Source organism: Nocardioides luteus, from assembly GCF_014648595.1.
GTDB classification, from domain to species: domain Bacteria; phylum Actinomycetota; class Actinomycetes; order Propionibacteriales; family Nocardioidaceae; genus Nocardioides; species Nocardioides luteus.
This window is the reverse complement of record NZ_BMRK01000008.1, coordinates 124,365-150,741: the sequence shown is the minus strand read 5'-3', so window position 1 is coordinate 150,741 and position 26,377 is coordinate 124,365. Positions and strand designations below refer to the sequence as shown.

23 protein-coding genes, 1 tRNA gene and 1 riboswitch are annotated in these 26,377 nt (G+C 69.6%); of the genes, 13 read left to right on the top strand and 11 right to left on the bottom strand.

Annotated features, from left to right (window positions below; genetic code table 11):
• The first annotated feature begins 3 nt into the window (after positions 1 to 3).
• Together IEY81_RS12265 and IEY81_RS12260 are read left to right on the top strand one after the other, a co-directional pair.
• Positions 4 to 1,530 carry a metallophosphoesterase gene (locus IEY81_RS12265; RefSeq protein WP_189118758.1) on the top strand — a complete coding sequence of 509 codons (1,527 nt, stop codon included), beginning with the start codon at positions 4 to 6 and terminating at the stop codon, positions 1,528 to 1,530.
• A gap of 98 nt (positions 1,531 to 1,628) precedes the next feature.
• The gene (locus IEY81_RS12260) at positions 1,629 to 3,419 is read left to right on the top strand and encodes a hypothetical protein (RefSeq protein WP_189118757.1); all 1,791 of its coding nucleotides are present in this window, start codon (positions 1,629 to 1,631) and stop codon (positions 3,417 to 3,419) included.
• Here IEY81_RS12260 and IEY81_RS12255 read toward each other — a convergent pair.
• Positions 3,416 to 4,945 carry an alanine/glycine:cation symporter family protein gene (locus tag IEY81_RS12255; RefSeq protein WP_189118756.1) on the bottom strand — a complete coding sequence of 510 codons (1,530 nt, stop codon included), beginning with the start codon at positions 4,943 to 4,945 and terminating at the stop codon, positions 3,416 to 3,418. The genes IEY81_RS12260 and IEY81_RS12255 overlap by 4 nt on opposite strands.
• A 159-nt stretch (positions 4,946 to 5,104) precedes the next feature.
• On the opposite strand from IEY81_RS12255, the gene IEY81_RS12250 reads away from it, so the two are divergent.
• A tRNA-Thr gene (locus tag IEY81_RS12250) sits at positions 5,105 to 5,180 on the top strand.
• Between the two features lie 10 nt (positions 5,181 to 5,190).
• Here IEY81_RS12250 and pdxY read toward each other — a convergent pair.
• The 4 genes from pdxY to IEY81_RS12230 form a co-directional block, all read right to left on the bottom strand.
• On the bottom strand, positions 5,191 to 6,039 hold the full coding sequence (gene pdxY, locus IEY81_RS12245; RefSeq protein ID WP_189118755.1) for a pyridoxal kinase PdxY: 849 nt from the start codon (positions 6,037 to 6,039) through the stop codon (positions 5,191 to 5,193).
• 35 nt (positions 6,040 to 6,074) lie between these two features.
• Positions 6,075 to 6,668: a rhomboid family intramembrane serine protease gene (locus IEY81_RS12240; RefSeq protein WP_189118754.1), complete on the bottom strand. Its 594-nt coding sequence runs from the start codon at positions 6,666 to 6,668 to the stop codon at positions 6,075 to 6,077.
• 13 nt (positions 6,669 to 6,681) lie between these two features.
• Positions 6,682 to 7,233, bottom strand: coding sequence for a hypothetical protein (locus tag IEY81_RS12235; protein ID WP_189118753.1), 552 nt, complete (start codon positions 7,231 to 7,233; stop codon positions 6,682 to 6,684).
• A gap of 79 nt (positions 7,234 to 7,312) precedes the next feature.
• On the bottom strand, positions 7,313 to 8,002 hold the full coding sequence (locus tag IEY81_RS12230; RefSeq protein WP_189118752.1) for a uracil-DNA glycosylase: 690 nt from the start codon (positions 8,000 to 8,002) through the stop codon (positions 7,313 to 7,315).
• A 76-nt stretch (positions 8,003 to 8,078) separates the two neighbouring features.
• On the opposite strand from IEY81_RS12230, the gene IEY81_RS12225 reads away from it, so the two are divergent.
• Positions 8,079 to 9,071, top strand: coding sequence for an LLM class F420-dependent oxidoreductase (locus IEY81_RS12225; RefSeq protein WP_189118751.1), 993 nt, complete (start codon positions 8,079 to 8,081; stop codon positions 9,069 to 9,071).
• Between the two features lie 66 nt (positions 9,072 to 9,137).
• Positions 9,138 to 10,688, top strand: coding sequence for an FMN-binding glutamate synthase family protein (locus IEY81_RS12220; protein WP_189118750.1), 1,551 nt, complete (start codon positions 9,138 to 9,140; stop codon positions 10,686 to 10,688).
• 3 nt (positions 10,689 to 10,691) lie between these two features.
• Here the strand turns inward: IEY81_RS12220 and IEY81_RS12215 are convergent, their stop codons facing one another.
• Together IEY81_RS12215 and IEY81_RS12210 are read right to left on the bottom strand one after the other, a co-directional pair.
• A complete protein-coding gene (locus IEY81_RS12215; RefSeq protein ID WP_189118749.1) occupies positions 10,692 to 11,714 on the bottom strand; it encodes a Gfo/Idh/MocA family protein in 1,023 nt (340 codons plus the stop codon).
• Between the two features lie 21 nt (positions 11,715 to 11,735).
• The gene (locus IEY81_RS12210; RefSeq protein ID WP_373292228.1) at positions 11,736 to 13,163 is read right to left on the bottom strand and encodes an alpha,alpha-trehalose-phosphate synthase (UDP-forming); all 1,428 of its coding nucleotides are present in this window, start codon (positions 13,161 to 13,163) and stop codon (positions 11,736 to 11,738) included.
• A 168-nt stretch (positions 13,164 to 13,331) separates the two neighbouring features.
• Between IEY81_RS12210 and IEY81_RS12205 the strand changes: the two genes are divergently transcribed.
• The 7 genes from IEY81_RS12205 (at position 13,332) to thrC (ending at position 20,686) form a co-directional block, all read left to right on the top strand.
• Positions 13,332 to 13,628, top strand: coding sequence for a DUF3263 domain-containing protein (locus IEY81_RS12205; RefSeq protein WP_091046051.1), 297 nt, complete (start codon positions 13,332 to 13,334; stop codon positions 13,626 to 13,628).
• On the top strand, positions 13,629 to 14,162 hold the full coding sequence (locus IEY81_RS12200) for a LytR C-terminal domain-containing protein (protein ID WP_189118748.1): 534 nt from the start codon (positions 13,629 to 13,631) through the stop codon (positions 14,160 to 14,162).
• A 92-nt stretch (positions 14,163 to 14,254) separates the two neighbouring features.
• On the top strand, positions 14,255 to 15,103 hold the full coding sequence (gene otsB, locus IEY81_RS12195; protein ID WP_189118747.1) for a trehalose-phosphatase: 849 nt from the start codon (positions 14,255 to 14,257) through the stop codon (positions 15,101 to 15,103).
• Between the two features lie 224 nt (positions 15,104 to 15,327).
• A complete protein-coding gene (gene lon / locus IEY81_RS12190) occupies positions 15,328 to 17,652 on the top strand; it encodes an endopeptidase La (RefSeq protein WP_189118746.1) in 2,325 nt (774 codons plus the stop codon).
• Between the two features lie 68 nt (positions 17,653 to 17,720).
• Positions 17,721 to 18,272, top strand: coding sequence for an isochorismatase family protein (locus tag IEY81_RS12185; protein ID WP_189118745.1), 552 nt, complete (start codon positions 17,721 to 17,723; stop codon positions 18,270 to 18,272).
• Entirely contained in the window at positions 18,269 to 19,180 is a 912-nt protein-coding gene (locus tag IEY81_RS12180; RefSeq protein WP_189118744.1) for a GlxA family transcriptional regulator, read from the top strand. Before IEY81_RS12185 ends, IEY81_RS12180 begins: the two co-directional genes overlap by 4 nt.
• Before the next feature lie 84 nt (positions 19,181 to 19,264).
• A riboswitch (SAM riboswitch) is annotated at positions 19,265 to 19,403 on the top strand.
• 11 nt (positions 19,404 to 19,414) lie between these two features.
• Positions 19,415 to 20,686 (top strand): threonine synthase, encoded by a 1,272-nt coding sequence (thrC, locus tag IEY81_RS12175; protein WP_189118743.1) that lies wholly within the window; start codon positions 19,415 to 19,417, stop codon positions 20,684 to 20,686.
• 230 nt (positions 20,687 to 20,916) lie between these two features.
• Here the strand turns inward: thrC and IEY81_RS12170 are convergent, their stop codons facing one another.
• The 4 genes from IEY81_RS12170 to IEY81_RS12155 form a co-directional block, all read right to left on the bottom strand.
• Positions 20,917 to 22,158: a type II toxin-antitoxin system HipA family toxin gene (locus IEY81_RS12170; RefSeq protein ID WP_189118742.1), complete on the bottom strand. Its 1,242-nt coding sequence runs from the start codon at positions 22,156 to 22,158 to the stop codon at positions 20,917 to 20,919.
• On the bottom strand, positions 22,158 to 22,400 hold the full coding sequence (locus IEY81_RS12165; protein WP_189118741.1) for a helix-turn-helix transcriptional regulator: 243 nt from the start codon (positions 22,398 to 22,400) through the stop codon (positions 22,158 to 22,160). The genes IEY81_RS12170 and IEY81_RS12165 overlap by 1 nt, the downstream gene beginning before the upstream one ends.
• 92 nt (positions 22,401 to 22,492) lie before the next feature.
• Positions 22,493 to 24,064 carry an AMP-binding protein gene (locus tag IEY81_RS12160; protein WP_189118740.1) on the bottom strand — a complete coding sequence of 524 codons (1,572 nt, stop codon included), beginning with the start codon at positions 24,062 to 24,064 and terminating at the stop codon, positions 22,493 to 22,495.
• 123 nt (positions 24,065 to 24,187) lie between these two features.
• On the bottom strand, positions 24,188 to 25,756 hold the full coding sequence (locus tag IEY81_RS12155; protein ID WP_189118739.1) for an AMP-binding protein: 1,569 nt from the start codon (positions 25,754 to 25,756) through the stop codon (positions 24,188 to 24,190).
• Positions 25,757 to 25,833: 77 nt separating this feature from the next.
• On the opposite strand from IEY81_RS12155, the gene IEY81_RS12150 reads away from it, so the two are divergent.
• A complete protein-coding gene (locus IEY81_RS12150) occupies positions 25,834 to 26,367 on the top strand; it encodes a GNAT family N-acetyltransferase (RefSeq protein WP_189118738.1) in 534 nt (177 codons plus the stop codon).
• Positions 26,368 to 26,377: the final 10 nt, after the last annotated feature.

The window sequence follows — 26,377 nt, the reverse complement described above, 5'->3', positions numbered from 1 at the left end:
GCCGTGCTGTGGCTCGTGCTCGCCGTCGCGGCGAGCACGTGGCTCTTCCTGTCCAGCGAGCGCCAGGTCGTCCTGGCCGGTCACGACGCGGTCCTGCGCCCGACGATGTCGGGGAAGGCGATCATCCACACCGGACCGGTGCTGCCCGACGTACGCCTCGACATCGGCGGCCGGATCGGCGTCGACGTCACCCTCGGCAAGACCGAGCTGCGGTCGATGGACGAGCTCTTCGAGCGCTACGCGGTGCTCGGCTCTGCCCCCGACGGTCAGCGCGCGGTCGTGGTCGAGCAGATCGAGTCCATGCTGGTCGCGGCCGTGGTCCGCGGCGCCGCGGTCTCGCTGGCCGTCGTCACCGGGGGCGTGCTGCTGTGGTGGCTGCCCGGCTCGCAGCGCCGTGCCGACCTCGGGCGACGGCTGAAGGAGGCCGTCCGCACCCGCCACGGTCTCGCCACGGCCGGCGCCGGCGTGGTCACCGTGGCGGTGGTCACGGCCGCGATCTGGCAGCCCTGGGGGGAGGCCGGTGCGCCGCGTACGGACAAGGAGGCCGGCCCGGTCGCCGGCGCCTGGACCCCGCTCGCCGACTTCCTCGGCCCGGAGATCCCCGTGCCCGACGAGCTCGGCGTCGTGGAGGTACGCGGTGACGCCTACGCCAACCAGACCAGGCGTCTCGTGGCCAGCGCCGTCGACACCTACAACGGCAGCCGGACCTTCTACGAGAAGGTCGTCGAGAAGGTGCCCGACCTCGCGCTGCGCGAACCAGCCGAGGACGAGACCGTGGTCGCCCTGGTCTCCGACCGGCACGACAACGTCGGGATGGACTCCGTGGTCCGCGCGATCGCCGACGAGGGCGGCGCGACCGGCATTCTCGACGGGGGCGACGACACCTCGACCGGCTCCGACTGGGAGACCTTCTCCCTCGACTCGCTGACCGACGCCAGCGACGGGCTGGACAAGTGGGCGGTCACCGGCAACCACGACCACGGCCCGACGGTCGGTGACTACCTGGCCAAGCAGGGCTGGACCATGCTCGACGGCAAGGTCGTCGAGGGCCCCGGCGGATCGACGCTGCTCGGCGTACCCGACCCGCGCACCAGCGGTCTCGGCAACTGGATCGACGAGAAGGGCGTCAGCTTCGAGGAGGCCGGTTCGAAGCTGGCCGACATCGCCTGCGACTCGATGGAGGAGGGCGAGCCGGTCGCGACCCTCCTCGTCCACGACCCGGCCCTCGGGCGCGAGTCCCTCGACCGCGGGTGCGTGACCCTCGTCGTCGGTGGACACCGCCACGTGCACTCGGGCCCCACCGAGGTGGTCGGCGAGAACGACCAGGTCGGCTGGACCTACACCAACGGCACCACGGGCGGTGCTGCGTACGCCTTCGCGATGGGCAAGATCCGCCGCACCGCCGAGGTCACGCTGATCACGTACGCCGACGGCCTCCCGGTCGGTGTCCAGTCGGTCGAACTGGAGACCAACGGTGTCCTCACCGCCCACGAGTACGTCCCGCTGGAGCCCCCGACCACGAGCGAGTGAGCCGGCGAGATTCTCGTCGAGGACGACGCCGTCTTTACGATGAGGCAGTGATCGGTGACCGGCTTTCTTCACGGCGCCCGACGACGAACCTGCGCGTCATGCGTGTCCTGGCAGCGTCCCTGAGCGTTGCGGTGCTGGCCGGCTGTCTCGAGCGGCTGCACGCGAACGTCGGCTACTGGGGCGTGTTCGTGTTCTGGGCCGTAGCAGGCATTGTGGCGGTGGCCTGGCCCGTGGCGTTCCTCGTGGCCGGATTCGGTGCGACGCCGCGGCAGCGTCGGGCCGTCTTCGTGACCCCCGCCGTCCTGACGGTGTCGAGCCCCGGGCTTCTGCTGGTCGGCTGGGGCCTGGTCATGGTGCTGAATCCGGAGTACGCGATCGGGTGGTACATCCCGGCCCGGAGCGGAGGCTCCGAGATCGACACCGCTGCCGATGCGGCCGGGACCGGCAGGTTCATGGTCGCTGCGGGGGCGCTGCTCTCCATCGGCATCATGGTGAGTCTCGGCCGGATGGCGAGTCACGTCGGGGAGCCGGAAGAGTCGCAGCCGAAGAAGAGCAAGCAGAAGAAGTCGAAGCGGAAGAAGTCACAGCCCGAGGATGAGGCGTTGAGCCTCCGTGACCAGTTGAGCACAGCAGCGCTGGCGCTGTGGGTCTGCGGGGCGCTCTTCTGGCTCGTCGCGTTCGGCATCGGGCTGATCGCGATGATCCAGTACGACGGGGTGCGAGCGGAGCTGGCCGCGTGCGCCCACGCATCCGCGTCGTGCGCGACGGATGTCTGGGTGGCGAACGAGCTGCCCTGGATCCTAGCGGTAGCGAGCGGGATCGCTCTGCTGCCGCTGATCGCCGCCATCGTGGCGCGGAGATCGCTGTCACGGATCGTGGCGGGCTGGGACGACCTCCCGCCGGCGCTGATGCTGGCGACCGGATGGCTCTATCAGGCCGGCTCGGTCGTGGCCTTGGCCAGCGGCGTCCTCTACGCACGATGGTCCCAGGCGACCTGCATCGGTGGCGGTAGCCTCCGCCGTTGTGGCGTGGAGACTCCGTGGTTCTCCTTCACCGACGAGTGGCTGCACTGGGTGATCGTGTGGGCACTCGTCGCGTACGCCGTGCTGGCCTATCTGATCGTGTTCCCGCTCCTCGCGATCGCCGAGTCGGAGCGGTCCGCGCGTGAGACCGGAGCAACCGGGGCGGCGCGACGTCACGTACTGATCTATCTGGTCAGCCTGGCGATCGTGATCGGACTTGCCGGTTCAGCGGTCGGCTGGTGGCAACGCGCTTCGACCCCGGGCGCGACCTCGGGCACCTGGGAGGAGTACGCCGCCGAGAACATGAGCCCGTCGGCGCACCCGCACCTGGAGAAGGCCGAGCTCGAGGTTCCCCACGGCCGGGACCGGGGCATCCCAGTCGTCGCGAACATCGTTCTCGGGGGCGACGAACCGGAGATGCCGTCGGCGGAGGTCGCGGCGCTCGTCAAGAGCGCCTGCTCCTACCGGTCCGCTCGGTGGCGAGCCGGCATGCCGCAGACGTGGGTGCGGCTCGCCTACGGCACCGATAGCGACAGATCGCGCTTCGTGCAGCTCGACTGCGAGGCCGGCCACCTGCAGGCTGTCACCGACCTGCTCGCCTGGATGGAGAAGAACCCGGCCGACGGCACTGCTGTCGAGGTCGTCCTCAGGTCCCGGGATGACGGCGTGCTCGAGACGGAGCTCTATCTACCGGACAGGTCGGCCACGAGCTTCCGCAAGGCGCTGACCTACCTGTGCGCCTTGCCCGCCACCACGGACGTCCAGCGGTCGGGCACCATCTCCGACATCGCTGCGGACAACAGCATCGGCGACGTCGGCTGCGGCGACCCCGATGCCGAGGTCGCCGCCTGGCGGGACCTCGTCTAGACCCGCTCGCGCTCCGGCTCGTAGGTCTCCCAGTACGTCGCTCCGACGATGTCCAGCGCGTGCGGGTCGAAGACCGGGTCGAGGCCCTGCTTCTTCTGCTTCTCGTAGTCACGCAGCGCGGCGAACGCGGGCTGCTGGAGAACGAGGATGCCGATGATGTTCAGCCACGCCATCAGGCCGACGCCGATGTCGCCGAGCGTCCAGGCGTCGCTGGCCGTCGAGACACAGCCGTACGCGGAGGCGGCCAGGATGATCGCCTGCAGCAGCAGCGTGGTGACCCGGCCGATCGAGACGCCGCGCGCACCGCCCAGCAGGGTGGTGGAGTGGCGCCCGACGATGAAGCGCAGGTTGGTCTCGGCCATGTAGTAGTAGGCCACCATCGTGGTGAAGCAGAAGAACGCCAGCGAGATCGCGATGAAGGACGCACCCACCCCCGGGAAGACCGTGTCGAACGCGGTCTGCGTGTAGGCCGGACCGACCTCGACGTTGGCTGCGAGGGAGCCGCCGTCGGCGAGCACGCCGCTGGTCTCGCTGCCGTCCTCGAAGACGCGGTAGGCGCCGGTGGAGAGGATCAGGAACCCGGTGGCCGAGCAGACGAAGAGGGTGTCGACGTAGACCGCGAAGGCCTGCACGAGGCCTTGCTTCGCCGGGTGGGAGACCTCGGCCGCGGCGGCCGCGTGCGGGCCGGTGCCCTGCCCGGCCTCGTTGGAGTAGACGCCGCGCTTGACGCCCCACATCACGGCCAGACCGAGCACGGCGCCGAAGGCCGAGTGCATGCCGAAGGCGCTGGAGAAGACGTCGCTGATCACCGAGGGGATCTGCGAGGAGTTCACCACGACGACGACCAGAGCAGCGGCGACGTACGCGACCGCCATGAACGGGACCACCAGCGTGGCGAAGGAGGCGATGCGCTTGACGCCGCCCACGACGACGAACGCGAAGACGATGACGGTCGCGATCGCGACGCCCCAGGCCGGGAGGCCCCAGGCGTTGGTCATGCTGGCGGTCATCGAGTTGGCCTGGACACCGGGGAGGAGCACGCCGCACGCGAGCACGGTCACGGCCGCGAAGACGAACCCGTACACGGTGAAGAGCTTCTTCGCCCGGGTGTGGGCGAAGGCTCGGCTGAAGTAGTAGGCCGGACCGCCGCGGTACTCACCGGTCAGCGGGTCGCGGGTCTTGTAGACCTGGCCGAGGGTGCTCTCGACGAACGACGTCGAGGCGCCGAGGAAGGCCACCGCCCACATCCAGAACATCGCGCCCGGGCCACCGAATGCGATCGCGGTCGCGACACCGGCGATGTTGCCCGTCCCGACGCGACCCGCCAGCGACATGGCGAGCGCCTGGAACGAGGAGACCCCCGACGAGGACTTCTCCCCGCGCGCGAGCAGCCGGATCATCTCGGGGAAGTGGCGGACCTGGAGGAACCGCGACCGCACCGAGAAGAACACCCCCACCGCGAGGCAGAGATACACCAGCCAGTCGCTCCAGATGACCCCGTTGATGGAGCCCAAGATGTCTGTCATCCGCTTTCCCTTCGTGTACCCGTAGTCGTCGGATGAGACGAAACCATCTCAGATGGAGGTCACGCGCATGTCTCCGAGGGTTTGGTTGGGCCCGTCGGCTGCGTGTATCGCGAGGCGGATGGCTACGATTGTCCAGCCGTCACGGATGACGTACGGCATGCCGGTGTAGCTCAGTTGGTAGAGCGCCTCACTTGTAATGAGGATGTCGCGGGTTCGACTCCTGTCACCGGCTCCATTTATCTGTTTCAGCGGAGTTGGGTGACCTCGTACGTCGTCGGCGGGTCGGCGATGTCGTCCTGGGAGGCGACGAGCTCGAGCTCACGGCGACCTGACTTCAGCGTCCGGTCGAGGATGGCGAAGAGGGTGTTCGCGGTGCGGCCGAGGGCGGTCGGCGTGGAGCCGGTCGAGAGCAGGTGGGAGAGGTAGACCGCTGCGGTGACGTCGCCGCCGCCGTTGGGGGAGATCGGGAGCAGGGGAGTGGTGACCGACCAGGCGCCCTCGTCGGAGACAGCGACCAGGTCGAGGTGGTTCGGGTCGTCGGTGATCACCGAGGTCACCAGCACGTTGGAGGGGCCGGACTGGCGGACCACGTCGACCGCGGCGAGCACCTCCTGCACCGTGCTCGTCGACTCGACGCCGGCGAGGAAGTTGAGCTCGAAGTGGTTCGGCGTGATCACGTCGGCGGCGGGGACGACCTCGTCGCGCATGAACTCCGGGATGCCCTCGCGGACGAACATCCCGCGCCCGACGTCGCCCATCACCGGGTCGCAGCAGTAGAGGGCTCGCGGGTTGAGCTCCTTCACCCGGCGTACGGAGTCGAGGACGATCGCGCCCACGGCCGGGTCGCCCTGGTAGCCCGAGAGCACCGCGGAGACGGTGGAGAGGCCGTCGCGCTCGGAGATCCCCTCGATGACCGCGGCCACCTCGTCGGCCGCCACGACCGGTCCGCGCCAAGCGCCGTAGCCGGTGTGATTGGAGAAGTTGACCGTGAGCACCGGCCAAACCTCGTGGCCGAGGCGCTGGATCGGGAAGACGGCGGCCGAGTTGCCGACGTAGCCGAACGCCACGTGCGACTGGATGGAGAGGATCTGCATGGTGCCAGTCTCCACCAGCCCGCGGGGCAGAGCGGTTATCGGGCCTTCTTCTGTGGCGGGTCGTTGAGCAGCCAGGCCGCGATCGCCCCGCCGATCGCGCCGAAGAGGTGGCCCTGCCAGGAGACGCCGGTCTGCCCGGGGAGCACGCCGAGGAGCAGGCTGCCGTAGGCCAGGAAGATCAGTACGCCGATGACGATCTGGCTGACCTTGTGACTGAAGAGCCCGCGCATGATCAGGTAGACGAGCCAGCCGAAGATCAGCATCGAGGTGCCGGCGGTGATGCTGCCCGGGGGCGAGAACACCCAGACGCCGACACCACCGACGACCCAGATGATGAGGGTCGCCACGATCCCGCGCCCCACGCCGGAGGCGAGCACCAGGAAGCCGAGGATGAGCGCGGGCAGCGTGTTGCCGTAGAGGTGGGCCCAGCCGAAGTGGAGCACGGGAGCGAAGACGATGCCGATGAGGCCGGCGTCGGTGCGCGGCATGATGCCGAGCGAGTCGAGCTGGTGGCCGCTGACGTAGTCGGTCGCCTCGAGGATCCAGAGCACCGCGACGAAACCGAGCGACCAGATGCCGGCCCGGAGCCAGCTGGCGCGCTGGGGCCGTGTAGGGGAGTCCTGGCTCACGCCAGAATCCTACCTAGCGCTCCACAGCGGCGAGACGTTGCTCGAGACTCTCGTAGAGGTGGGGCACCGCGGCCGGATACGGGCCGGTCTCGTAGAGCTCGGCGGCCAGCGCGCGCGGCGACTTCCCGGTGATGTCGCCGACCCAGGTCTCGTGGCCCGCATCGATCCGCCCACCGTCGATCGGGACGACCGCCTCGGGGGCCAGCGCCACCCAGCGGCCGTCGTCGCCGCCGGTCCAGGCCACCGGCACCGCGTACGCCGCGCCGGCGCTCAGCTCCGCCTCGAACGAGACTCGCCGACCGATCGGATGAGCGCCCTGACGGCTCCACAGCACGGCGGTGATCTCCAGGCCGTCGTCCTCCGCCGTGCCCAGGACGAGGTGGTCGGCGAAGGTCGCCCAGTCGCGTACGTCCTCGGCCGGATACTCGGGCGGTCCGGTCCGGTCCATCAGGAGCCGGGCGCCGAGCAAGGCGGCCCAGACCGCGAGCAGGACGACGAGGATGGTGCCGCCGACCTTGAGGCGGCCCGAGACCGACAGCGCCGGACCGGCCGAGTTCTCGCCCACGTGACCCCCGTTCACCGCGCCGACGAACCGATGCGCCGATCCTAGTCCGCCTGGCCGGCAGAGATCACACCGGCCGAGATCACTCCGGCAGGGACCAGTCGAGCGGCGACCCACCCTGCTCGACCAGCAGCGCGTTGGCGCGGGAGAACGGCCGGGAGCCGAAGAAGCCGCGGCGCGCGGACAACGGTGAGGGGTGGACCGACTTGATCGCGGGGACACCGTTGAGCCTCGGCTCGAGGTTCTGCGCGTGCCGGCCCCACAAGATCGCGACCAGCGGCCCGCCGCGGCGGCCGAGGACGTCGATAGCCCGACCGGTGACCTCCTCCCAGCCCTTCTTCGAGTGGGACGCCGGGGCGCCCGGCCGCACGGTCAGCGAGGTGTTGAGCAGCATCACCCCGCGGTCGGCCCAGGCCGAGAGGTCGCCGTGCTCGGGCATCTTCAGGTCGAGGTCGGTGGTCAGCTCGGCGTAGATGTTGCGCAGCGAGGCGGGCAGGGGGCGTACGTCCTTCTCGACCGCGAAGCTGAGCCCGATCGGGTGGCCGATGGTCGGGTAGGGGTCCTGGCCGACGATCAGGACGCGTACGTCGCGCAGCGGGCGCCGGAAGGCGTTGAAGATGCGGTCGCCGTCGGGGAGGTAGGGGCGCCGGGCCGCGAGCTCCTCGCGCAGGAAGCGGCCCATCTGCTCGATCTGCGGCTCGGCCGGCGCCAGCGCCTCGGCCCAGTCGGCAGCCATCAGGCCCTTGTCCACGAGTCCGGCGAGTGCGCTCATAAATCATGAGGGTATCGGCTGGCGCCGGCGGATAGGTTGTCCGTGGCACCCAGGTTGGACTCATCAAGGAGTAGACATGAAGTTCGGTTTCTTCGTCCCGCAGGGATGGCGCTTCGACCTCGTCGGGATCGACCCGGCCGACCAGTGGACGACGATGAAGGACCTGGCGACCCACGCGGACTCCGGGCCCTGGGAGAGCATCTGGGTCTACGACCACTTCCACACCACCCCGGAGCCGTCCGACCAGGCGACCCACGAGGCCTGGTCGTTGATGGCCGGACTGGGTGCGGTGACCTCACGCGTACGCCTGGGGCAGATGTGCTCGTGCATGTCCTACCGCAACCCCGCCTACCTCGCGAAGGTCGCCGCGACCGCCGACCACATCAGCGGTGGCCGCATCGAGATGGGCATCGGCGCCGGCTGGTACGAGCACGAGTGGCGCGCCTACGGCTACGGTTTCCCGGCTGCTCGCGACCGCCTCGGCATGCTGCGCGAGGGCGTCCAGATCTTCCAGCAGGCCTGGACCAAGGGCGTCTCGTCGCTGGACGGGAAGTACTACCAGGTCGACGGCGCCATCTGTCAGCCGCTGCCGCTGCAGCAGGGTCGCTCCGGCATCCCGCTGTGGATCGCCGGCGGTGGCGAGAAGGTGACCCTGAAGATCGCGGCGCAGTACGCCGACTACACCAACTTCGCCGGCGACCCGGAGACGTTCAAGACCAAGTCCGACATCCTCGCGGCTCACTGCGAGAACCTCGGCCGCGACTTCGGCGAGATCACCCGCTCCTCCAACTACAACGTCTTCATCGGTGAGAACGAGGCGGAGGTCGAGCGCAAGATGAGCGAGGCGGCCGCCCGGCTGACTCCCCACCTGGGCGAGGCGAAGGTCGCCGAGATGTCCGAGGGCTGGCGCAGCGCGGGTCTCAACGGCACGCCCGAGCAGATCGTGGAGGCGCTCAAGGAGCGTGAGGCGCTCGGCATGACGTACGCCATCACCTACTTCGCCGACGCGGCCTACGACCGTTCGTCGATCGAGCTCTTCGAGTCGAAGGTCATCCCCGAGCTGGCCTAGCGGTGGCACGCGCGCGGCGCGTTGCGGACGTTTACAAGCAGGTGGGTGACGGGTAGGAAGTCCTATATGAAGATGACGACCCTGCTCGGTGGAGCGGTGGTGGCCGCCGGCGTGGTCGCCGCCCGCGACCTGACCCAGCGCAAGCACGCGATCCTGCGGAACTTCCCGGTGGTCGGGCATGCGCGCTACCTGATGGAGAAGATCGGTCCGGAGCTGCGGCAGTACATCGTCACCAGCAACGACGAGGAGCGGCCGTTCAGCCGCGACCAGCGCCGCTGGGTGTACGCCTCCGCCAAGGAGCAGAACAACTACTTCGGCTTCGGCACCGACAACGACATCGAGCACACCCAGGGCCACATCCACATCAAGCACCGCACCTTCGCCGACAAGCTGCCCGACGACCACGACCCGGCCGCCAAGCTGCCCGCGGCGAAGGTGCTCGGTGGTCCGCGCGGACGGGCGAAGGCTTTCCGGCCCGAGTCGATCGTCAACATCTCGGCGATGTCCTTCGGGTCACTGTCGGGGCCGGCGATCACCGCGCTCAACCTGGGTGCCCACAAGGCCGGGGCGATGCACAACACCGGCGAGGGCGGCATCTCGCCCTACCACCTCGAGGGCGGTGCCGACCTGATCATGCAGATCGGCACGGCCTACTTCGGGTGCCGTGACCTCGACGGCACCTTCTCGCTCGAGCGGCTGAAGGAGCGGGTCGCGACGGCGCCGGTCAAGGCGATCGAGATCAAGCTCTCCCAAGGCGCCAAGCCGGGGCTCGGCGGTCTGCTGCCGGCGCCCAAGGTGACCCCGGAGATCGCCGAGATCCGTGGCATCGAGGTCGGCAAGGACTGCGCGTCTCCGTCGCGACACACCGCCTTCCACGACGTCGACTCGATGCTCGACTTCGTCGAGATGATCGCCACCGAGACCGGACTCCCGGTCGGCATCAAGTCGGCGGTCGGCGAGATGGGCTTCTGGCAGGAGCTCGCCGCCAAGATGCTCTCCGGCGAGCGGGGCGTCGACTTCATCACCATCGACGGCGCCGAGGGCGGCACCGGCGCGGCGCCGCTGATCTTCTCCGACGCGATCGCGATGCCATACCGGATCGGCTTCTCCCGGGTCTACGGCACCTTCGCCGAGCTCGGCCTGACCGACGCGGTGACCTTCATCGGCTCGGCCAAGCTGGGCCTGCCGGAGAACGCCGCGGTCGCGTTCGCCCTCGGTGCCGACATGATCAACGTCGGCCGGGAGGCGATGATGTCGGTCGGCTGCATCCAGGCGCAGAGGTGTCACGACGACACCTGCCCGACCGGGGTCGCGACGCAGAACAAGTGGCTCACCGGCGGGCTCGACCCGCAGGACAAGGGCGACCGCTGCGCCAGCTACCTCAAGACCCTGCGCCGGGAGCTGATGAAGGTCTCCGCGGCGGTCGGCGTCGCTCACCCCGGCCTGATCACGCCCCATGACATCGAGGTCATGAACGGCGACTACGAGTCACGCACCCTCGCCGGCGTCTACGGCTACAAGGACCACTGGGGGAGCCTGGGCAGCCAGGTCACCCAGGAGCTCCTCGACGTGGTGCACCCGCAGCGCTCGTTCGACGAGAAACCGAGGACGGCCTGACCCTCAGGCCTCGCCGGCGTAGCGAGCGCCGACCGACTGGCGGATCATGTCCATCTGCCGCATCAGGCTGAGCGTCTGGCTGTGCGGCACCAGCGGGGACTCCAGGAGCCCCTCGCGCAGGCATCGCTGCACCTCGACGATCTCGTTGCCGTACGCAGCCCCGATGACGGGCTCGTCGCCGACGATCTCGACGGGCTCACCGCCGTCGGCCGGCTTGAAGACGGCCGAGGACGGGTGGTGGAAGTCGGTCAGCTCGACGCGGCCCTGGTCGGTGGCGATCGCGGCCGAGCGCGACGAGTAGGAGGTGACCGAGGCGACCATGGTGGACAGCTCGTTGCCGGCGTACTTCCCGGTCATGACCAGGTCGAGGTCGAAGGTGCCGCCGTCCTCACCGGTGCCGATGTTGGCCTGGGCGGTCAGCGCGCGGGCCTCACCGAAGAGCAGGTGGGCGAAGGTGAGGGGGTAGATGCCCATGTCGAGCAGCGCGCTCGCGCCCAGGGCCGGGTCGAGCAGGCGCTGGTTGGCCTCGGGCGTGGCGACGAAGCCGAGCTCGGCGTGGGCGTGACGCGGCACCCCGAAGCGGCCCGACTGCACGTCGGCGACCAGGCGCCGGATGATCGGGTTGGTGGCCATCCACATGGCCTCCATCAGGAACAGCTTCTTGGAGGTCGCCAGGTCGACCATCGTCTGGGAGTCGGCGGCGTTGAGCGTCAGCGCCTTCTCGCACAGCACGTGCTTGCCGGCCTCGAGCATCAGGGTGGCGTGCTCGAGGTGGTGGGAGTGCGGGGTGGCGACGTAGACGACGTCGACGTCCGGGTCGGCGGCCAGCTCCTCGTAGGAGCCGTGCGCGCGGACCGGCTCGTTTGCTGCGTACGTCTTCGCGAAGGTCTCCGCGGACTCCGTGCTCCGTGAGCCCACCGCCACGAGTCGGCCGTCGGGGACGAGCATCAGGTCGGTCGCGAGGGAGTGGGCGATCCGGCCGGTGCCGAGGATTCCCCACCTGATCGGGTCAGAGTTGGTGGTCACGCTCCGACTCTAGTGGCACGCTCAGTGGCTGTTGGGCGGGAGCACGTTCTTGTTGTGCACACCCGGGACCGCGGCGAGCTCCTCGAGGAACGACTCGGCCCAGTGGCGCACGTCCTTGGAGGCGACCTGCTTGCGCATCGCCTTCATCCGGCGGGTGAGCTCCTTCGGCTCCGCCTCGTACGCCTCGAGCAGCGCGGCCTTCATGCCGTTGATGTCGTAGGGGTTCACGAGCCAGGCCTGGCGCAGCTCCTCGGCGGCTCCGGCGAACTCGGAGAGCACCAGGGCGCCGTCGTTGTCGTAGCGGCAGGCGACGTACTCCTTCGCGACCAGGTTCATGCCGTCGCGGTAGGGGGTGACGACCATGATGTCGGCGGCGCGGTAGAGCGCGGCCATCTCGGCGCGCGGGAGACTCGTGTGGAGGTAGGAGATCGCCGGGCGGCCGATGCGGCCGAGGTCGCCGTTGAGGCGGCCGACGAGGCGGTCGATGTCGTCGCGGAGCTTGCGGTACTGCTCCACGCGCTCGCGCGAGGGCACCGCGACCTGGACGAAGATCGCGTCCTCGACGTCGAGCTTGGTGTCGCGCAGCAGCTCGCCGAAGGCACGCAGCCGGGCGTGGATGCCCTTGGTGTAGTCGAGCCGGTCGACGCCGAGCAGGATCTTCTTCGGGTCCCCGAGCTGCTGGCGGATCTCCTTGGCGCGCTGGTTGACGCTCTCGTCGTGGGCCAGCTCGTCGAAGCTGACGAAGTCGATCGAGATCGGGAACGCGGCCGCGTGCACGCTACGGCCGTCGGGGAGGTAGACCAGGTCGCGATGGGTCTTGTGGCCGACGCGCTGGCGGACCAGGCGGACGAAGTTCTGAGCGGCCTGGGGGAGCTGGAAGCCGACCAGGTCGGCGCCGAGGAGGCCCTCGAGGAGCTGCCGGCGCCAGGGGACCTGCTGGAAGAGCTCGGCCGGCGGGAACGGGATGTGCAGGTAGAAGCCGATGCGCAGGTCCGGGCGGAGCTCGCGCAGCATCTGCGGGACCAGCTGGAGCTGGTAGTCCTGCACCCACACGGTGGCGCCCTTCGAGGCGACCTCCGCGCACTTCTCGGCGAACCTCTTGTTGACCCGCTGATAGCCGTCCCACCACTCGCGGTGGAACTCCGGCTTGGCGACGACGTCGTGGTAGAGCGGCCACAGGGTGCCGTTGGAGAAGCCCTCGTAGTGCTCCTCGATGTCCTGGGCGGACATCGTCATCGGCAGCAGTTGGAGCCCGTCGTCCTCGAACGGCTCGAGGTCCTCGTCGGTGCCACCCGGCCATCCGATCCAGACGCCGTCGTTGGCTCGCAGCACGGGCTCGAGGGCGCTGACCAGGCCTCCTGGCGAGCGACGCCATGCCTTCGTGCCGTCCGGCATCTCCACGCGGTCCACGGGGAGCCGGTTGGCCACGATCACCAGGTCAGCCTGCACATCCCCGACTCTAATGGACAGAACCCAGGTTCCGGGCGGCGTCGTGCCACTTGTGACTTCGGGCACGTTCCGAATACCTGTCGAGCAACACGCGCAAGGGTGAACCACAGCGGTGTAGTTCGGCGGGTTACTCTGTCGTCAGATGCAGACGACCCCGGGGGACGAGGAATGAGCGCTGTAAACGTGCAGGTCACAGGCCCAGGTGAGGACCCCGCGAGCCTCAGCGAGCGTGACAAGCAGATCCTTGACTTCGAGCGTCAGTGGTGGAAGTACGCCGGCGCCAAGGAGGCTGCTGTGCGCGAGGCATTCAACATGTCCGCCACCCGCTACTACCAGGTGCTGAACGCCCTGATCGACAAGCCGGAGGCCCTCGAGGCCGACCCGCTGCTGGTACGCCGTCTGCGGCGGCTCCGTGCGGCCCGGCAGCGGCAGCGTTCGGCGAGACGGCTCGGTTTCGAGGTCTGAATGACCGGCTGCGTACGTCCTTCGAAGGGGGAGCGTGGCGTCGCGCTCCCCACACCTGTCATCGCGCTGAGCGTGCTGACCGTCGTCGCCGCGGTGGTCATCTTCTGGGTCACCGGTGGCGACGACCGGGGCGACGAGATCGCCAAGGCCGGTGCCGGCCCGTCCGCCTCGGCCTCCGCCTCGCCGAAGGCGGCCAAGGCCGAGAAGTCCGCGGCGCCCGAGAAGAAGAAGCCGACCAAACCGGCTCCGCCGCCGGTCGACCGGAGCAAGGTCAGCGTCGAGGTCTACAACAACACCAACATCGCCGGCCTGGCCGGTGAGGTCGCGGGCAAGGCGACCACGGTCGGCTGGAACGTCGTCGGTGAGGACAACTGGATGGGCTCCATCCCGGCCAACACCGTCTACTTCCCGGCCGGCATGGAGCGCGAGGGCAAGCAGCTCGCCGACGACCTCGGCATCAAACGCACCCATCTCTCGGTCGAGGGGTCCATGAAGGGCGACCGGCTGACGGTCATCCTGACCGGTGCACTCTGAGGGCTTCCGGCCCTTCTCCGCGGCGTGTGATCTGACGCACGGCGATACCCTCCTCGTCGGTTCCGAGGGGCCTGTCATGACAGAGTTGGGGCATGGCTGAAACCCTGCCTGACGGCATCGCAGGTGAGCAGAAGTACGCCGCGGTCGCCGCCGCTGCCGCCGACGCACTCGTCGGGCTCGACTTCGACGGGACGCTCTCGCCGATCGTCGAGGACCCCGCCTCCGCGCGGATCCATCCCGACGCCGCCGCGACGCTCATCGCCCTCGCCTCCGGCGTGAAGGCGCTGGCCGTCGTCACGGGCCGCCCCGCGGGTCAGGTCGTCGAGCTCGGCGGGCTGGCTGCGATTGCCGACGCGCTCGCGGAGGTCGGCACCGAGCTCTACGTCTTCGGCCAGTACGGCAACCAGCGCTGGAGCGGCTCCGACCGGGTGGTCGTCGGCCCGCCACCGCCCGAGGGGCTGGCCGCCTTCGAGGCTGCGCTTCCGGCGGTGCTGGAGGAGCACGGGGCCTCGGGCGCGTACCTGGAGGAGAAGGGGCTCGCCGTCGGCGTCCACACCCGGCAGCTCCCCGAGGGCACGGCTCACCGCCTCCTTCCTGCGATCACCGAGCTGGCCGCCGAGCACGGGCTCGTGATCGAGCCCGGCAAGCAGGTCATCGAGGTCCGCGCCCCCGGCATGCACAAGGGCAACGCCATCGAGACGCTGGTCGCCGAGGTCGCCCCCGGCGCGATCCTCTTCGGCGGTGACGACCTGGGCGACATCGAGGCCTTCGAGGCGGTCAAGGCGTGGGGCAGGTCGACCGGCTCCCCGACCCTGCTCGTCTACTCTCACGCCGGCTCCGACCGCGGCCCGCTCGCCGACCTGGCCGACCTCGAGGTCGACGGTCCCGACGGTGTGCTCGAGCTGCTCCGGCGGCTGACGGCCGACGCTGCGCAGTTGTAGCTCGCGGGGGAGGGGCTGGGCTGCGTACGCGGCGTACGCGGCGTACGCGGCGGGTAACACGTCGTTCGTAGGACTACTCGCCCTAAATGAACGACCGGATAGTCGGTGTAACAGCGTGTTACACCTCGCGCCGTCCGCTCACAGCGAACAGATTAACCGGAGGGAACATCCGGTTGCTCCCGGAAGTTGAGTCGGTATCACTCAACTCTTCTAGGAGGGTCCGCATGGACAAGCTTCCTGTGCTGTTCGTCTCGGATGCCGTGGTGCTGCCGGGGATGGTCGTGCCGATCGGTCTCGACGAGGCGGCGCAGGCTGCCGTCGACGCCGCCCGGGCAGGCTCGGAGAGCCGGCTGCTGGTCGCGCCGCGGCTGGGGGACCGGTATGCGACGTACGGTGCCGTGGCCACCATCGAGCGCGTCGGCCGCTTCCGGGGCGGTGAGCCCGCGGCGGTGCTGAGGGCCGTCGGCCGCGCGAAGATCGGCTCCGGCGTGACCGGGCCGGGTGCGGCGCTGTGGGTCGAGGTCGAGGAGGCCGAGGAGACGACCTCGGAGCACGCGAAGGAGCTGGCCGAGGAGTACAAGCGGCTGGTCGTCGCAGTGCTGCAGCGTCGCGAGGCCTGGCCGGTCATCGACCAGATCAACCGGCTCACCGAGCCGTCCGAGATCGCCGACACCGCCGGCTACGCGCCCTACCTCGACGACGAGGCCAAGCGCGATCTGCTCGAGACACCGGACGTCGCCGAGCGCCTCGAGAAGGTGATCGCCTGGGCCAAGGACCACATCGCAGAGTCCGAGGTCAGCGACAAGATCGCCGAGGACGTACGCGAGGGCATGGAGAAGACGCAGCGGGAGTTCCTGCTGCGCCAGCAGCTCGCCGCGATCCGCAAGGAGCTCGGCGAGGGCGAGCCCGAGGGCTCCGAGGACTACCGCGCCCGGGTGGAGGCCGCCGACCTCCCCGAGGCCGTACGCGAGGCCGCGCTGCGCGAGGTCGACAAGCTCGAGCGGGGTTCCGAGCAGAACCCCGAGACCGCCTGGATCCGCACCTGGCTGGACACGGTGCTGGAGCTGCCCTGGGGTGTCACGACCGAGGACTCCACCGACGTGACCGCCGCGCGCGAGGTCCTCGACGCCGACCACCACGGTCTCGAGGAGGTCAAGGACCGGATCGTCGAGTACCTGGCGGTCCGCGCCCGTCGCGCCGAGCGCAACCTGCAGGTGATCGGCGGCCGTGGCTCGGGCGCCGTGGTGCTGCTCGCCGGTCCGCCGGGAGTCGGCAAGACCTCGCTCGGCGAGTCCGTGGCGCGCTCGCTCGGGCGGAAGTTCGTGCGGGTCGCGCTGGGCGGTGTACGTGACGAGGCCGAGATCCGCGGTCACCGCCGCACCTACGTCGGTGCGCTCCCGGGCCGGATCGTGCGGGCCATCAAGGAGGCCGGCTCGATGAACCCGGTCGTGCTCCTCGACGAGGTCGACAAGGTCGGCAGCGACTACCGGGGCGACCCGGCGGCCGCGCTGCTGGAGGTGCTCGACCCGGCGCAGAACCACACCTTCCGCGACCACTACCTCGAGCTCGACCTCGACCTCTCCGACGTCCTCTTCATCGCGACGGCCAACGTCGTCGAGCAGATCCCGAGCGCTCTGCTGGACCGGATGGAGCTGGTCACCATCGACGGCTACACCGAGGACGACAAGGTCGCCATCGCCCGCGACTTCCTGCTGCCCCGCCAGCTCGAGCGTGCCGCGGTGACCGCCGAGGAGGCCACGATCTCCGACGACGCCCTGCGTGAGCTGGCCGCGAACTACACCCGCGAGGCCGGCGTACGCCAGCTCGAGCGGCTGATCGCCAAGGCGCTGCGCAAGGCGGCGACGAAGCTGGCCACCGGCGCCGAGCACGTCGAGATCGACCTCGACAACCTCAAGGACCTCGTCGGGCGACCGCGGTTCACGCCGGAGTCGGCGGAGCGTACGTCGGTGCCCGGTGTCGCCACCGGGCTGGCCGTCACCGGCCTCGGCGGGGACGTGCTCTTCATCGAGGCGTCCGCGGCCGACGGGCAGACCGGGTTGAACATCACCGGTCAGCTCGGCGAGGTGATGAAGGAGTCCGCGCAGATCGCGCTCTCCTTCGTCCGCTCGCACGCGGCCGAGCTGGGCGTCGACCCCGAGGTGCTGGACCGCTCGCTCCACGTCCACGTGCCCGCGGGCGCGGTCCCCAAGGACGGTCCGAGCGCCGGCATCACCATGGTCACCGCGCTCGCCTCGCTGGCCACCGGTCGCCCGGTGCGCAGCGAGGTCGGCATGACCGGTGAGGTCTCGCTATCCGGCCGGGTGCTGCCCATCGGCGGTCTCAAGCAGAAGCTGCTCGCGGCCCAGCGGGCCGGTCTGACCGAGGTCTTCGTGCCCCAGCGCAACGAGCCCGACCTCGACGAGGTGCCGGACGAGGTCAAGCAGGCGCTGCAGATCAACCTGGTCAGCGACGTCCGGGATGTCGTACGTGGCGCCCTCGCGCCCGCCGAAGCGGCTGCGACGCCGCAGAGCTCGGTCGCCGCTGCCTGACCGGATCGTTCCGGATGCTGCCCGCTTGATGCCTCGTGCATCGAGCGGGCAGCTCGCACACTGGTGACATGAGCAATCGAGCCCTTCTCGTCATCGACATCCAAGAGTCCTTCCGTCAGCTGGACGCCTGGGAGCAGACCCTCCACCCCGACATCGCCGAGCGTGCCGACCGGCTGGTGAGCCTGGCCCGTGCCAACGGCGACCTCGTCGTCTGGGTGCTGCACACCGAGCCCGGCAGCGGCGGAGCCTTCGACCCGGACTCGGGTCACGTGCGCTACCTCGACGGCCTCAGCGGTCCGAGGCCCGGCGACGTCGAGGTGCGCAAGACCGCGCACAACGCCTTCACCACGACCAACCTGCAGCAGGTGCTGACCGAGCGCGGTGTCACCGAGCTCGTGGTCTGCGGGATCCGCGCCGAGCAGTGCGTCGAGACCAACGCGCGCCTCGGTTTCGATCTCGGCTACCGGGTCACCTACGTCGCCGACGCCGTCACCACCGAGCCCCTGGGCGGACTGTCTGCCGCGGAGGTGGTGGAGCGTACGAAGCTCGTGCTCAGCGGCCGGTTCGCCGAGATCGCCACCATCGCCGAGCTGGAGGCTGTGGCAGCATCTGCGGCATGAGCGCCGTCGTGTTCGTGCTGCTTCCCGGCGTACATCTGCTCGACCTCGCCGGGCCCGCACAGGCGTTCCACACGGCGGGCAACCTGGGGCACCCCTACGACCTGGCGTACGTCGCGGGCGCCGAGTCGGGGGAGGTGCCCTCGGCGCAGGGCCTGCCCCTCGTGCCCACCGGGGAGTGGCGGGACCTCGAACCGGACGACCTGCTCCTCGTGCCGGGCTGGCAGGCGGCGTACGACCTCGTCGCCGGCCCCCGGCTCAGCCGCGAGACCGCCGAGCGACTGCGCGCCCACCATGCGGCCGGGGGTGAGGTGGCCAGCGTCTGTGCCGGCGCCGACGCCCTCGGTCAGGCGGGTCTTCTCGACGGGCGCCGCTGCACCACCCATCACGACCTGCAGGACGCGCTGTCGAGGCGCTATCCGAAGGCGCGGGTGGTGCGTGACGTCCTCTTCACCAGCGATGACCGGATCGTGACCTCTGCAGGCATCGCCAGCGGCATCGACCTGAGTCTGCACCTCCTCGCCATGCGCCACGGACCCGCGCTGGCCGCTCGGGTCGCCCGCGACATGGTCGTCTACGCGCGCCGCAACGGCGACCAGCCGCAGGAGAGCGTCCTGCTGCGCCATCGCAACCATCTCGACGACACCGTTCATCACGTGCAGGACGTCATCGACGCCCGGTTCGCCGAGCAGCTTCCGCTCTCCGGTCTGGCGGAGGGCGCCGGGGTGAGCGAGCGCACCCTGACCCGCGCCTTCGTGAGCGCGACGGGCCTCACCCCGCTCCGCTACCAGCAGGCGCTGCGTCGGGAGCGCGCCGATCACCTGCTCGCGGCCGGGAACACGATGGAGTCGGCGGCCCGGGCGGTGGGTTTCGACGACGCCCGGATGCTGCGCCGCCTCCGTGCTCGCTGACCTGGTGTCCGGATGGTGGACATGTAGTCCGCGGAGTGGAACCCGGGTGTGTTCGACACCGGATACCTGCCGTACGATCGCTACTGCTCATCGAGAGGGACTGAGGGAACGGCCCAGTGAAGTCCCGGCAACCGACCGCGAGCCTCCTCCCATGCCAGGGCGGGTAGCGGAGCAGGTGCTAATTCCGGCCCGGCGCGAGAGACGTGATCGGGGAAGATGAGGAGGAGGTTTCTCATGAGCGCTGCGACCACGGAGACGAAGGGCCTGCGCGAGGGCGCTTTCGGGAACGCCTCGGCCCTGTCGTGCCGCGAGTGCGGTCACCAGATCGACCTCGGTCCGCACTACGCCTGTCCGGAGTGTTTCGGGCCACTGGAGGTGGCCTACGACTTCCCGGCCGTGACCCGCGAGGAGATCGAGTCCGGGCCCCGCAACATCTGGCGCTACAAGGCGCTCCTCCCGGTGCCTGCCGACATCGAGCAGAGCCCCAACACCGAGCCCGGCTTCACCCGGCTCCTCGACGCGCGGAACCTCGCCAAGGAGCTCGGCGTCGAGAAGCTCTGGGTCAAGGACGACTCCACCAACCCGACCAACTCCTTCAAGGACCGCGTCGTCGCCTGCGCACTGAGCGCCGCCCGCGAGCTCGACGCCAAGGTCTTCGCCTGCCCCTCGACCGGCAACCTGGCCAACGCGGTCGCCGCCGCCGGAGCCCGCGCCGGCATCCCCACCGCGGTCTTCATCCCCAGCAACCTCGAGCAGCCGAAGCAGGTCAACTCGGCCGTCTTCACCGACAACCTGATCGCCGTCGACGGCAACTACGACGACGTCAACAAGCTCGCCCAGGAGATCGCCGCGGAAGAGGACGGCTGGGCGTTCGTGAACGTCAACGTACGTCCCTTCTACGCCGAGGGCTCCAAGACCCTCGGCTTCGAGATCGCCGAGCAGCTCGGCTGGCGCCTGCCCGACCAGATCGTCATCCCGGTCGCCTCCGGCTCCCAGCTGACCAAGGTCGACAAGGCGTTCAAGGAGCTGATCAAGCTCGGCCTCGTCGAGGAGAAGCCCTACCGGATCTTCGGTGCCCAGGCCACCGGCTGCAACCCCGTCGCGACCGCCTTCAAGGCCGGCGTCGACGCCATCCGCCCGGTCAAGCCCGACACCATCGCCAAGTCCCTGGCCATCGGCAACCCCGCCGACGGCATCTACGTCCTCGACGCCACCCGCTCCTCCGGCGGCGCCGTCGAAGAGGTCACCGACGACGAGATCCGCCAGGCGATCGTCCTCCTCGCCCGCACCGAGGGCATCTTCACCGAGACCGCCGGCGGCACCACCCTCGCGGTCACCAAGAAGCTCGTCGAGAACGGCGCCCTGGACCCGAGCCTGGAGACGGTGATCATCAACACCGGCCACGGCCTCAAGACCCTCGACGCGGTCAGCGGCATCGTCGGCCCCCGCGCCACCATCGCCCCCAACTACGACGCCTTCGAGGACGCTGGGCTCTCGCAGGCGTAGGGCCCTGGGCCTTCGCCAAGGTATGCAGCCGAAGGTCCGCTTCCCGCGTGGAGCTCCACCCGGGAAGCGGGCATGCCTGCATACCTTGATGGAGGAACCGGATGCCCAACTCAGCGAAGCAGCTCGTCGGCGCGCCGGGGATCGTAAGCCGCGTGCCAGCCTCATGACACGCCCGGCTCGGCGAGTTCTCTCATTGTCTTGGGGCGGTCAGGCCTGCTGCGACCCAGGTCCTAGACCAGTGCGTCGAGGGTGCGCTTCTCGATCAGGTCCCAGGCCTCGGCGCTCACACCAGAATGGGCGGAGCGGTCGATGGTGTCGAGGGCTCGGGCGACCTGGGAGAGAGTGCGGTTCACGACGCGGATGGCGCGTCGCTCCGGCAGGCCCCACGAGCGGCCCTCGTCGACGACGTCGTCGATGGTGACCTCGTCGACGAGGAACTTTCCGTTGACGTCCAACGCGAACCGCCGATTGTCGCGGCGATGGTGGAGGTGCATCGAGACGTCATAGGCCGGGCTCAGGGTCACGCTCCCGTCGGCCCGACGGATGAACGAGATGTTTTTCGCGTGCATGTCGGTGTTGCCGACGAGGTGGGAGAAGGTGACCAGTCGCAGGAGGTCGTCCGGGTTGCCCCCGTCGAGGCGGAGTACGTCGGCGGCGTGCAGCAGGGAGGGCATCTTCGACCCCCACTGGAACTTCCGGTTGGGATCCAACGTGTTCAGCCCGATCGCCTGAGCGAGATCCTCCTGGTGGATCCGGGGGTGCGCCCCGTCGAGATCCCTGTCGTAGCGGGAGACCGCGATGGCACGTACGTCCTCGAACTGCAGGATCTTCGCGTCGATGTTGGTCAGGCCGACCATGCGAGCCAGCGTCAGACAGGCGACCTCGGTGTCGACGACATCGGCGATGCCGGACTCCGCCGAGCTGCCTCGTTTGACGATCCAGGTCGATGGTGCCCCGTCCTTGCAGGCGAACCAGCCGCCGTCCTCGTGGTGGACGGCGATCTTCGGGACCATCCCGGGAAGACTGATCGACTCTGCCGCCGTCCCGAATGCGCTCGCCGGGGAGTGCTCGTCCGCGCGTCGGACCCGTTCGGCGAGCTGGTCCTGCGTCAGGGGTACATACCGCCCTTCGGCGGTGGGATCAGGTGTCCCCGCGGTGACGAAGATGGCCGCGCCGGTCGTGTCGCGACCGTACGATCGGATCATCGCGAACGAGTCGTCCGGCGGGACGCCCGCGCTCATCGCATGGTTGGTCCGGGCGTTCCCTTCTGGGAGAAGTCCGTCCAGATAGTTCTTCACCAGTGCGGGAGCCGGCACGTCGCCGACCGTCAGCTTTGCCGACAGCACACGCGTCCCTTCTGGCCAACGTTCTTGCGACTCAGCGGTCCAAGACAGGGTGAGGCGGCCGTCGTGCGCCTCGGACACGGTGGCGATCCGTGTGCCGTAGAGCCAGATGTCGAGGGGATCGCGCATCAGTGCTGACCCTCGTCGACCCGGGCGTGGATCTCGATGTGGGCACCAAGCTCTCGGAGCAGCTCGAAGATGCGTGTGGCGTACAGGTTCGGCTTACCGGACTCGAGCTCGTAGATGTATCGCCGCGAGATGCCGAGCGCCTCCGCGAGCTCGTCCTGCGTGACGCCGCGCTTTGCCCTTAGGCGTGCGAGGGCCTGGCCAAGTGCTTCTGGTGACCTTGCGGTGAGGTGATAGTCCGCCACGACCGGCTCCTATGGGCTGATATCGACTCATGCGATAGATGCGAGGATATCAGCCCATAGGAGCTACGGGTCGATATCAGCCCGAAGTACGACTACGGGCCGGTGGCGGGGTTGTCATCGTCCGAACCCTTGCCGCCGGTGCTGAGCATGTCGGCGGTGAGCCCGGCGGCGGCGCGGTAGTCGACGGTCCCCGCAGGCGTACGCGGCACCGACTCGACGAGCAGGACGAGCTTGGGCTCGTAGGAGTCACCGAGGATCTCGCGGGCGTGCCTGCGGAGGTCGGCGGCGGTGATCTCGCTGGCGTCGGCGAGCTGGACCAGGGCGGCGACCTGCTGGCCCCAGCGCGGGTGGGGCATGCCGAAGACGGCGGCGTCAACGACGTCGTCGTGGGCCAGCAGGACGCCCTCGATGCGCTCGGGGTGGATCTGCAGGTCGCCGGTGCGTACCAGCGTGGCGGCCCGGCCGAGCAGGGTGATCGAGCCGTCCTGCTCGCGGCGGGCGAGGTCGCCGGGGAAGGTCCAGCGGCGGTTGTCGATCACCTTGATCGCGGTGGCCGAGCGGGCGTTGTCGTTGTAGTAGCCGAGCGCGGAGGGGCCGGAGCGGGCCAGCAGGCCCTCGACGCCGGGGGCCGCGGGAGTGAGGTCGGGGCTGAACACCTCGACCTCGGGACCGACCATGAAACGCGCCTCGCCGGGGACGAGCGGAGAGCCGTCGTCGGCGCGGGACCCGGTGACGCCGGTCTCGAGGGTGCCGTAGGAGTCGACGATCACGCGGCGGTTGAACGCGTTGCGCAGGACGTCGAGGACACCGCTGGAGAGCGGGGCAGCGGTGTTGGAGACGCCGGCGAGCGAGCGCAGCGGCCAGCGCTTCTTCCCGACGAGCCGGGCCGCGGCGACGGGCCGTGCCTGGGCGTCGCCGAGCAGCGTGATCGCGGTGGCACCGGCGCGCTCGGCGAGGTCGAGGAAGGACTCCGCCGAGAACGTGGGCGAGGTGTCGAGGACCGCGGTGCCGCCGGCGACCAGGGCGCGCAGGAGCAGCATCTGGCTCTGTCCGTGGAGCAGCGGCCCGCCGGCGAGCAGGACCACGCCGGACTCGCGCGCGGCCGCCTCGGCGGCGAGGCCCTCGACGGACGGGATCGGCGCGTTGCGGCGCACCGTGTTCAGCGCCGCCCAGATCAGGTCCTCCTGGCGCCAGACGGCGCCCTTCGGGGTGCCGGTGGTGCCGGTGGTGAAGATGATGTGCCAGTCACCGGGCGTTCGCGCGACCGTCGGCCGCTCCTTCGACGCCGCAGCGACCTTGGCGTCGTAGTCGGGCCCGAGGACGACCTTGTGCTCCAGCTTCAGGTCGAGCTCGTCGAGGTCGTCGGTGAACTCGGGGGAGACGATGGCCGCGACGCAGTCGGTGGCGGCGTACGTCCGGGCGAGCTCGTCACGCCGGTAGGCGTGGTTGATGTTGACCGGGATGGTGCGGGCCTTGAGGCATCCATAGAGGGCGTCGACCCACTCGATGCGGTTGGTGGCGTGCACGGCGACCTGGGCACCCGGCTCGAGCCCGACGCTCAGCAGGTGGTTGGCCAGGCGGGTGGCGCGCTCGTCGATCTCGGCGTACGTGTAGGCGCGCTCGGTGGTGACGAGGGCCGTGCGATCCGGGATCGCATCGGCCATAGCTTCCAGGATGTCGGGCAGTGTGAGGGGGATCACGGCGGACACAGGGACGTCTGCGCCTTCCTTGGTAGGGCCAGGGGTAGGGCCGTACGGCACCGAACCGTACGTCCGATCAGCAGGTCGTCACGTACGCGCCTCGAGCAGCTCGGCGGCGACCGCAGCGCTCGCACGATAGTCCACCTTGCTCACGGGCGTGCGAGGGACTCGCTCCACGAGCAGGATGTCCTTGGGCACCTTGTAGGCCGAGATCAGGCTCCGGCAGTGCTCCCGGAGGGCGTCCTTCGAGGTCGTGGCGCCCTCGCGCAGCTGCACGAGGGCGGTGACCTGCTGGCCCCAGCGCTCGTGCGGGGTGCCGACGACAGCGGTGTCGAAGACGTCCGCGTGGCGCAGCAGCACCGCCTCGACCTCCTCGGGGAAGATCTTCTCGCCGCCGCTGTTGATGCAGCCCGAGCCGCGGCCCAGCACGGTGATCGAACCGTCCTCCTCGCGGCGCGCGAAGTCACCGGGCACCGACCAGCGCTGCCCGTCGATCTCCTTGAACGTCGCGGCGGTCTTGACCGGGTCGTTGTAGTAGCCCAGCGGGATCGATCCGGTGCGCGCCAGCATCCCGGTCTCACCGGGCGCGCACGGTTTCAGGTCGGTGTCGAAGACCTGTACGTCGATCCCGACCTGGAACCTCGGCGCGGCCTGCGGCCCGTCGTTGCCGTCGTCGACGTGCATCCCGGTCGCGCCCGACTCGGAGGCGCCGTAGGTGTCGAGGAGGTAGCGGCCGGGCAGCGCCTCCTGGAGCTGTGCGCGGACGCCGGCCGAGATTGGCGCCGCGCCGTTGGAGACCGCGAAGAGGCTGCTCAGGTCCCAGCGCTCGGGCTCGCGCAGGATCGCCTCGGCGACCGGACGGCCCATCGCATCGCCGAGGAAGGTGAGCGAGTTGACCCCGGCGGCCTGGACGAGGTCGAGGATCGTCTCGGCCGACCAGGCCGGCTCGGTGTAGAGCGCGACCGTGCAGCCACCGACGTGCCCGTTGCCCATGATCCACTGGCTGCCGCCGTGCATCATCGGACCGCAGGCGAGCAGCACCATCGGCGTCTCCTGCGCTGCCGCCTCCTGCGCGAGCTGCTCGACGGTGTCGAACGGCGCTCCGAACCGGCTCGCGTTCATCGCGGCCCGGATGATGTCCTCCTGGCGCCACTCGACGCCCTTCGGCATCCCGGTGGTGCCGCCGGTGTAGATGACGTAGCGGTCGGCGGGGCTGCGCTCGATGTCGGGCCGTTCCTTCGAAGCGGCGGAGACCGCCTCGTCGTACTCCTCGCCCAGCACCAGCGTCGGGATCCCCAGGCCGAGCGCCTCGACCGCCTCGACGTGCTCGGGACCGATGATCGCGGCCACGGCGTCGGAGTTGCGATAGAGGTGGTCGAGCTCGTCGTGGAGGTACTTGTGGTTGATGTTGATCGGCACCGCGCGCGCCTTCATGCACCCGTAGAACGCGTCGACCCACTCGATCCGGTTGCGGGAGTGGACGGCGACGTGGTCGCCCGGCTCGATGCCCTGCCCGAGCAGGTGGTTGGCCAGCCGGGTCGCGCGCTCATCGACCTCGGCGAAGCTGTAGGCGTGCTCCATGGTGAACACGGCGGTACGGTCGGGGACGGCGTCGGCCATCGCCTCGAGGATGTCGGGAAGAGTGATCGGAGTCACATCCCGAGTGTGGCAACTAGAACGTGTTCTCGTCTAGCGAATCCGATTCAAATCCTGTGGTGCCGTATTTTGGGCGCGTGCCCCAGCTGACCTTCCGTGACGCGACCCTCTCCGACGTCGAGGCCCTGGTCGCGCTGATCGAGTCCGCCTATCGCGGCGACGCCTCGCGGGCCGGCTGGACCACCGAGGCGGACCTGCTGGCCGGCCAGCGGACGGATGCCGAGGGCGTACGCGACGTCATCACCGGGCCGGGTGCGCGACTGCTGGTCGCGGAGCAGCCGGCGGATCGGCCGGGGGTGATCGTCGCCTGCTGCCAGCTCGAGAAGCGGGATGCGTACGTCTATTTCGGGATGTTCTCGGTGTCGCCGCGGCTGCAGGGCGCTGGTGTCGGCAAAGAGGTCATCGCCGAGGCGGAGCGGATCGCGCGGGCGTGGGGTGCGCGCGAGATCCGGATGACGGTGATCCGCCAGCGCGAGGAGCTGATCGCGTTCTACGAGCGGCGCGGGTTCGAGCGGACGGGCCGATTCGAGCCCTTCCCCTACGGCGACGAGCGCTTCGGTCTGCCGCTGCGCGACGACCTCGAGTTCGCCGAGCTCGCGAAGCGTCTCTGACCGGCGTTGC

Bases quoted from the DNA above. Each gene is read 5' to 3' on its own strand.
- pdxY (WP_189118755.1), bottom strand. From the start codon at position 6,039: ATGCAGATCCTCTCCATCCAGTCGCACGTGGCGTTCGGCTACGTCGGC.
- IEY81_RS12170 (WP_189118742.1), bottom strand. From the start codon at position 22,158: ATGCGCGATCCCCTCGACATCTGGCTCTACGGCACACGGATCGCCACC.
- IEY81_RS12185 (WP_189118745.1), top strand. From the start codon at position 17,721: ATGAGCAATCGAGCCCTTCTCGTCATCGACATCCAAGAGTCCTTCCGT.
- IEY81_RS12260 (WP_189118757.1), top strand. From the start codon at position 1,629: ATGCGTGTCCTGGCAGCGTCCCTGAGCGTTGCGGTGCTGGCCGGCTGT.
- IEY81_RS12180 (WP_189118744.1), top strand. From the start codon at position 18,269: ATGAGCGCCGTCGTGTTCGTGCTGCTTCCCGGCGTACATCTGCTCGAC.
- thrC (WP_189118743.1), top strand. From the start codon at position 19,415: ATGAGCGCTGCGACCACGGAGACGAAGGGCCTGCGCGAGGGCGCTTTC.
- IEY81_RS12200 (WP_189118748.1), top strand. From the start codon at position 13,629: ATGACCGGCTGCGTACGTCCTTCGAAGGGGGAGCGTGGCGTCGCGCTC.
- IEY81_RS12220 (WP_189118750.1), top strand. From the start codon at position 9,138: ATGAAGATGACGACCCTGCTCGGTGGAGCGGTGGTGGCCGCCGGCGTG.
- IEY81_RS12160 (WP_189118740.1), bottom strand. From the start codon at position 24,064: ATGGCCGATGCGATCCCGGATCGCACGGCCCTCGTCACCACCGAGCGC.
- otsB (WP_189118747.1), top strand. From the start codon at position 14,255: ATGGCTGAAACCCTGCCTGACGGCATCGCAGGTGAGCAGAAGTACGCC.
- IEY81_RS12205 (WP_091046051.1), top strand. From the start codon at position 13,332: ATGAGCGCTGTAAACGTGCAGGTCACAGGCCCAGGTGAGGACCCCGCG.
- IEY81_RS12255 (WP_189118756.1), bottom strand. From the start codon at position 4,945: ATGACAGACATCTTGGGCTCCATCAACGGGGTCATCTGGAGCGACTGG.
- IEY81_RS12225 (WP_189118751.1), top strand. From the start codon at position 8,079: ATGAAGTTCGGTTTCTTCGTCCCGCAGGGATGGCGCTTCGACCTCGTC.
- lon (WP_189118746.1), top strand. From the start codon at position 15,328: ATGGACAAGCTTCCTGTGCTGTTCGTCTCGGATGCCGTGGTGCTGCCG.
- IEY81_RS12230 (WP_189118752.1), bottom strand. From the start codon at position 8,002: ATGAGCGCACTCGCCGGACTCGTGGACAAGGGCCTGATGGCTGCCGAC.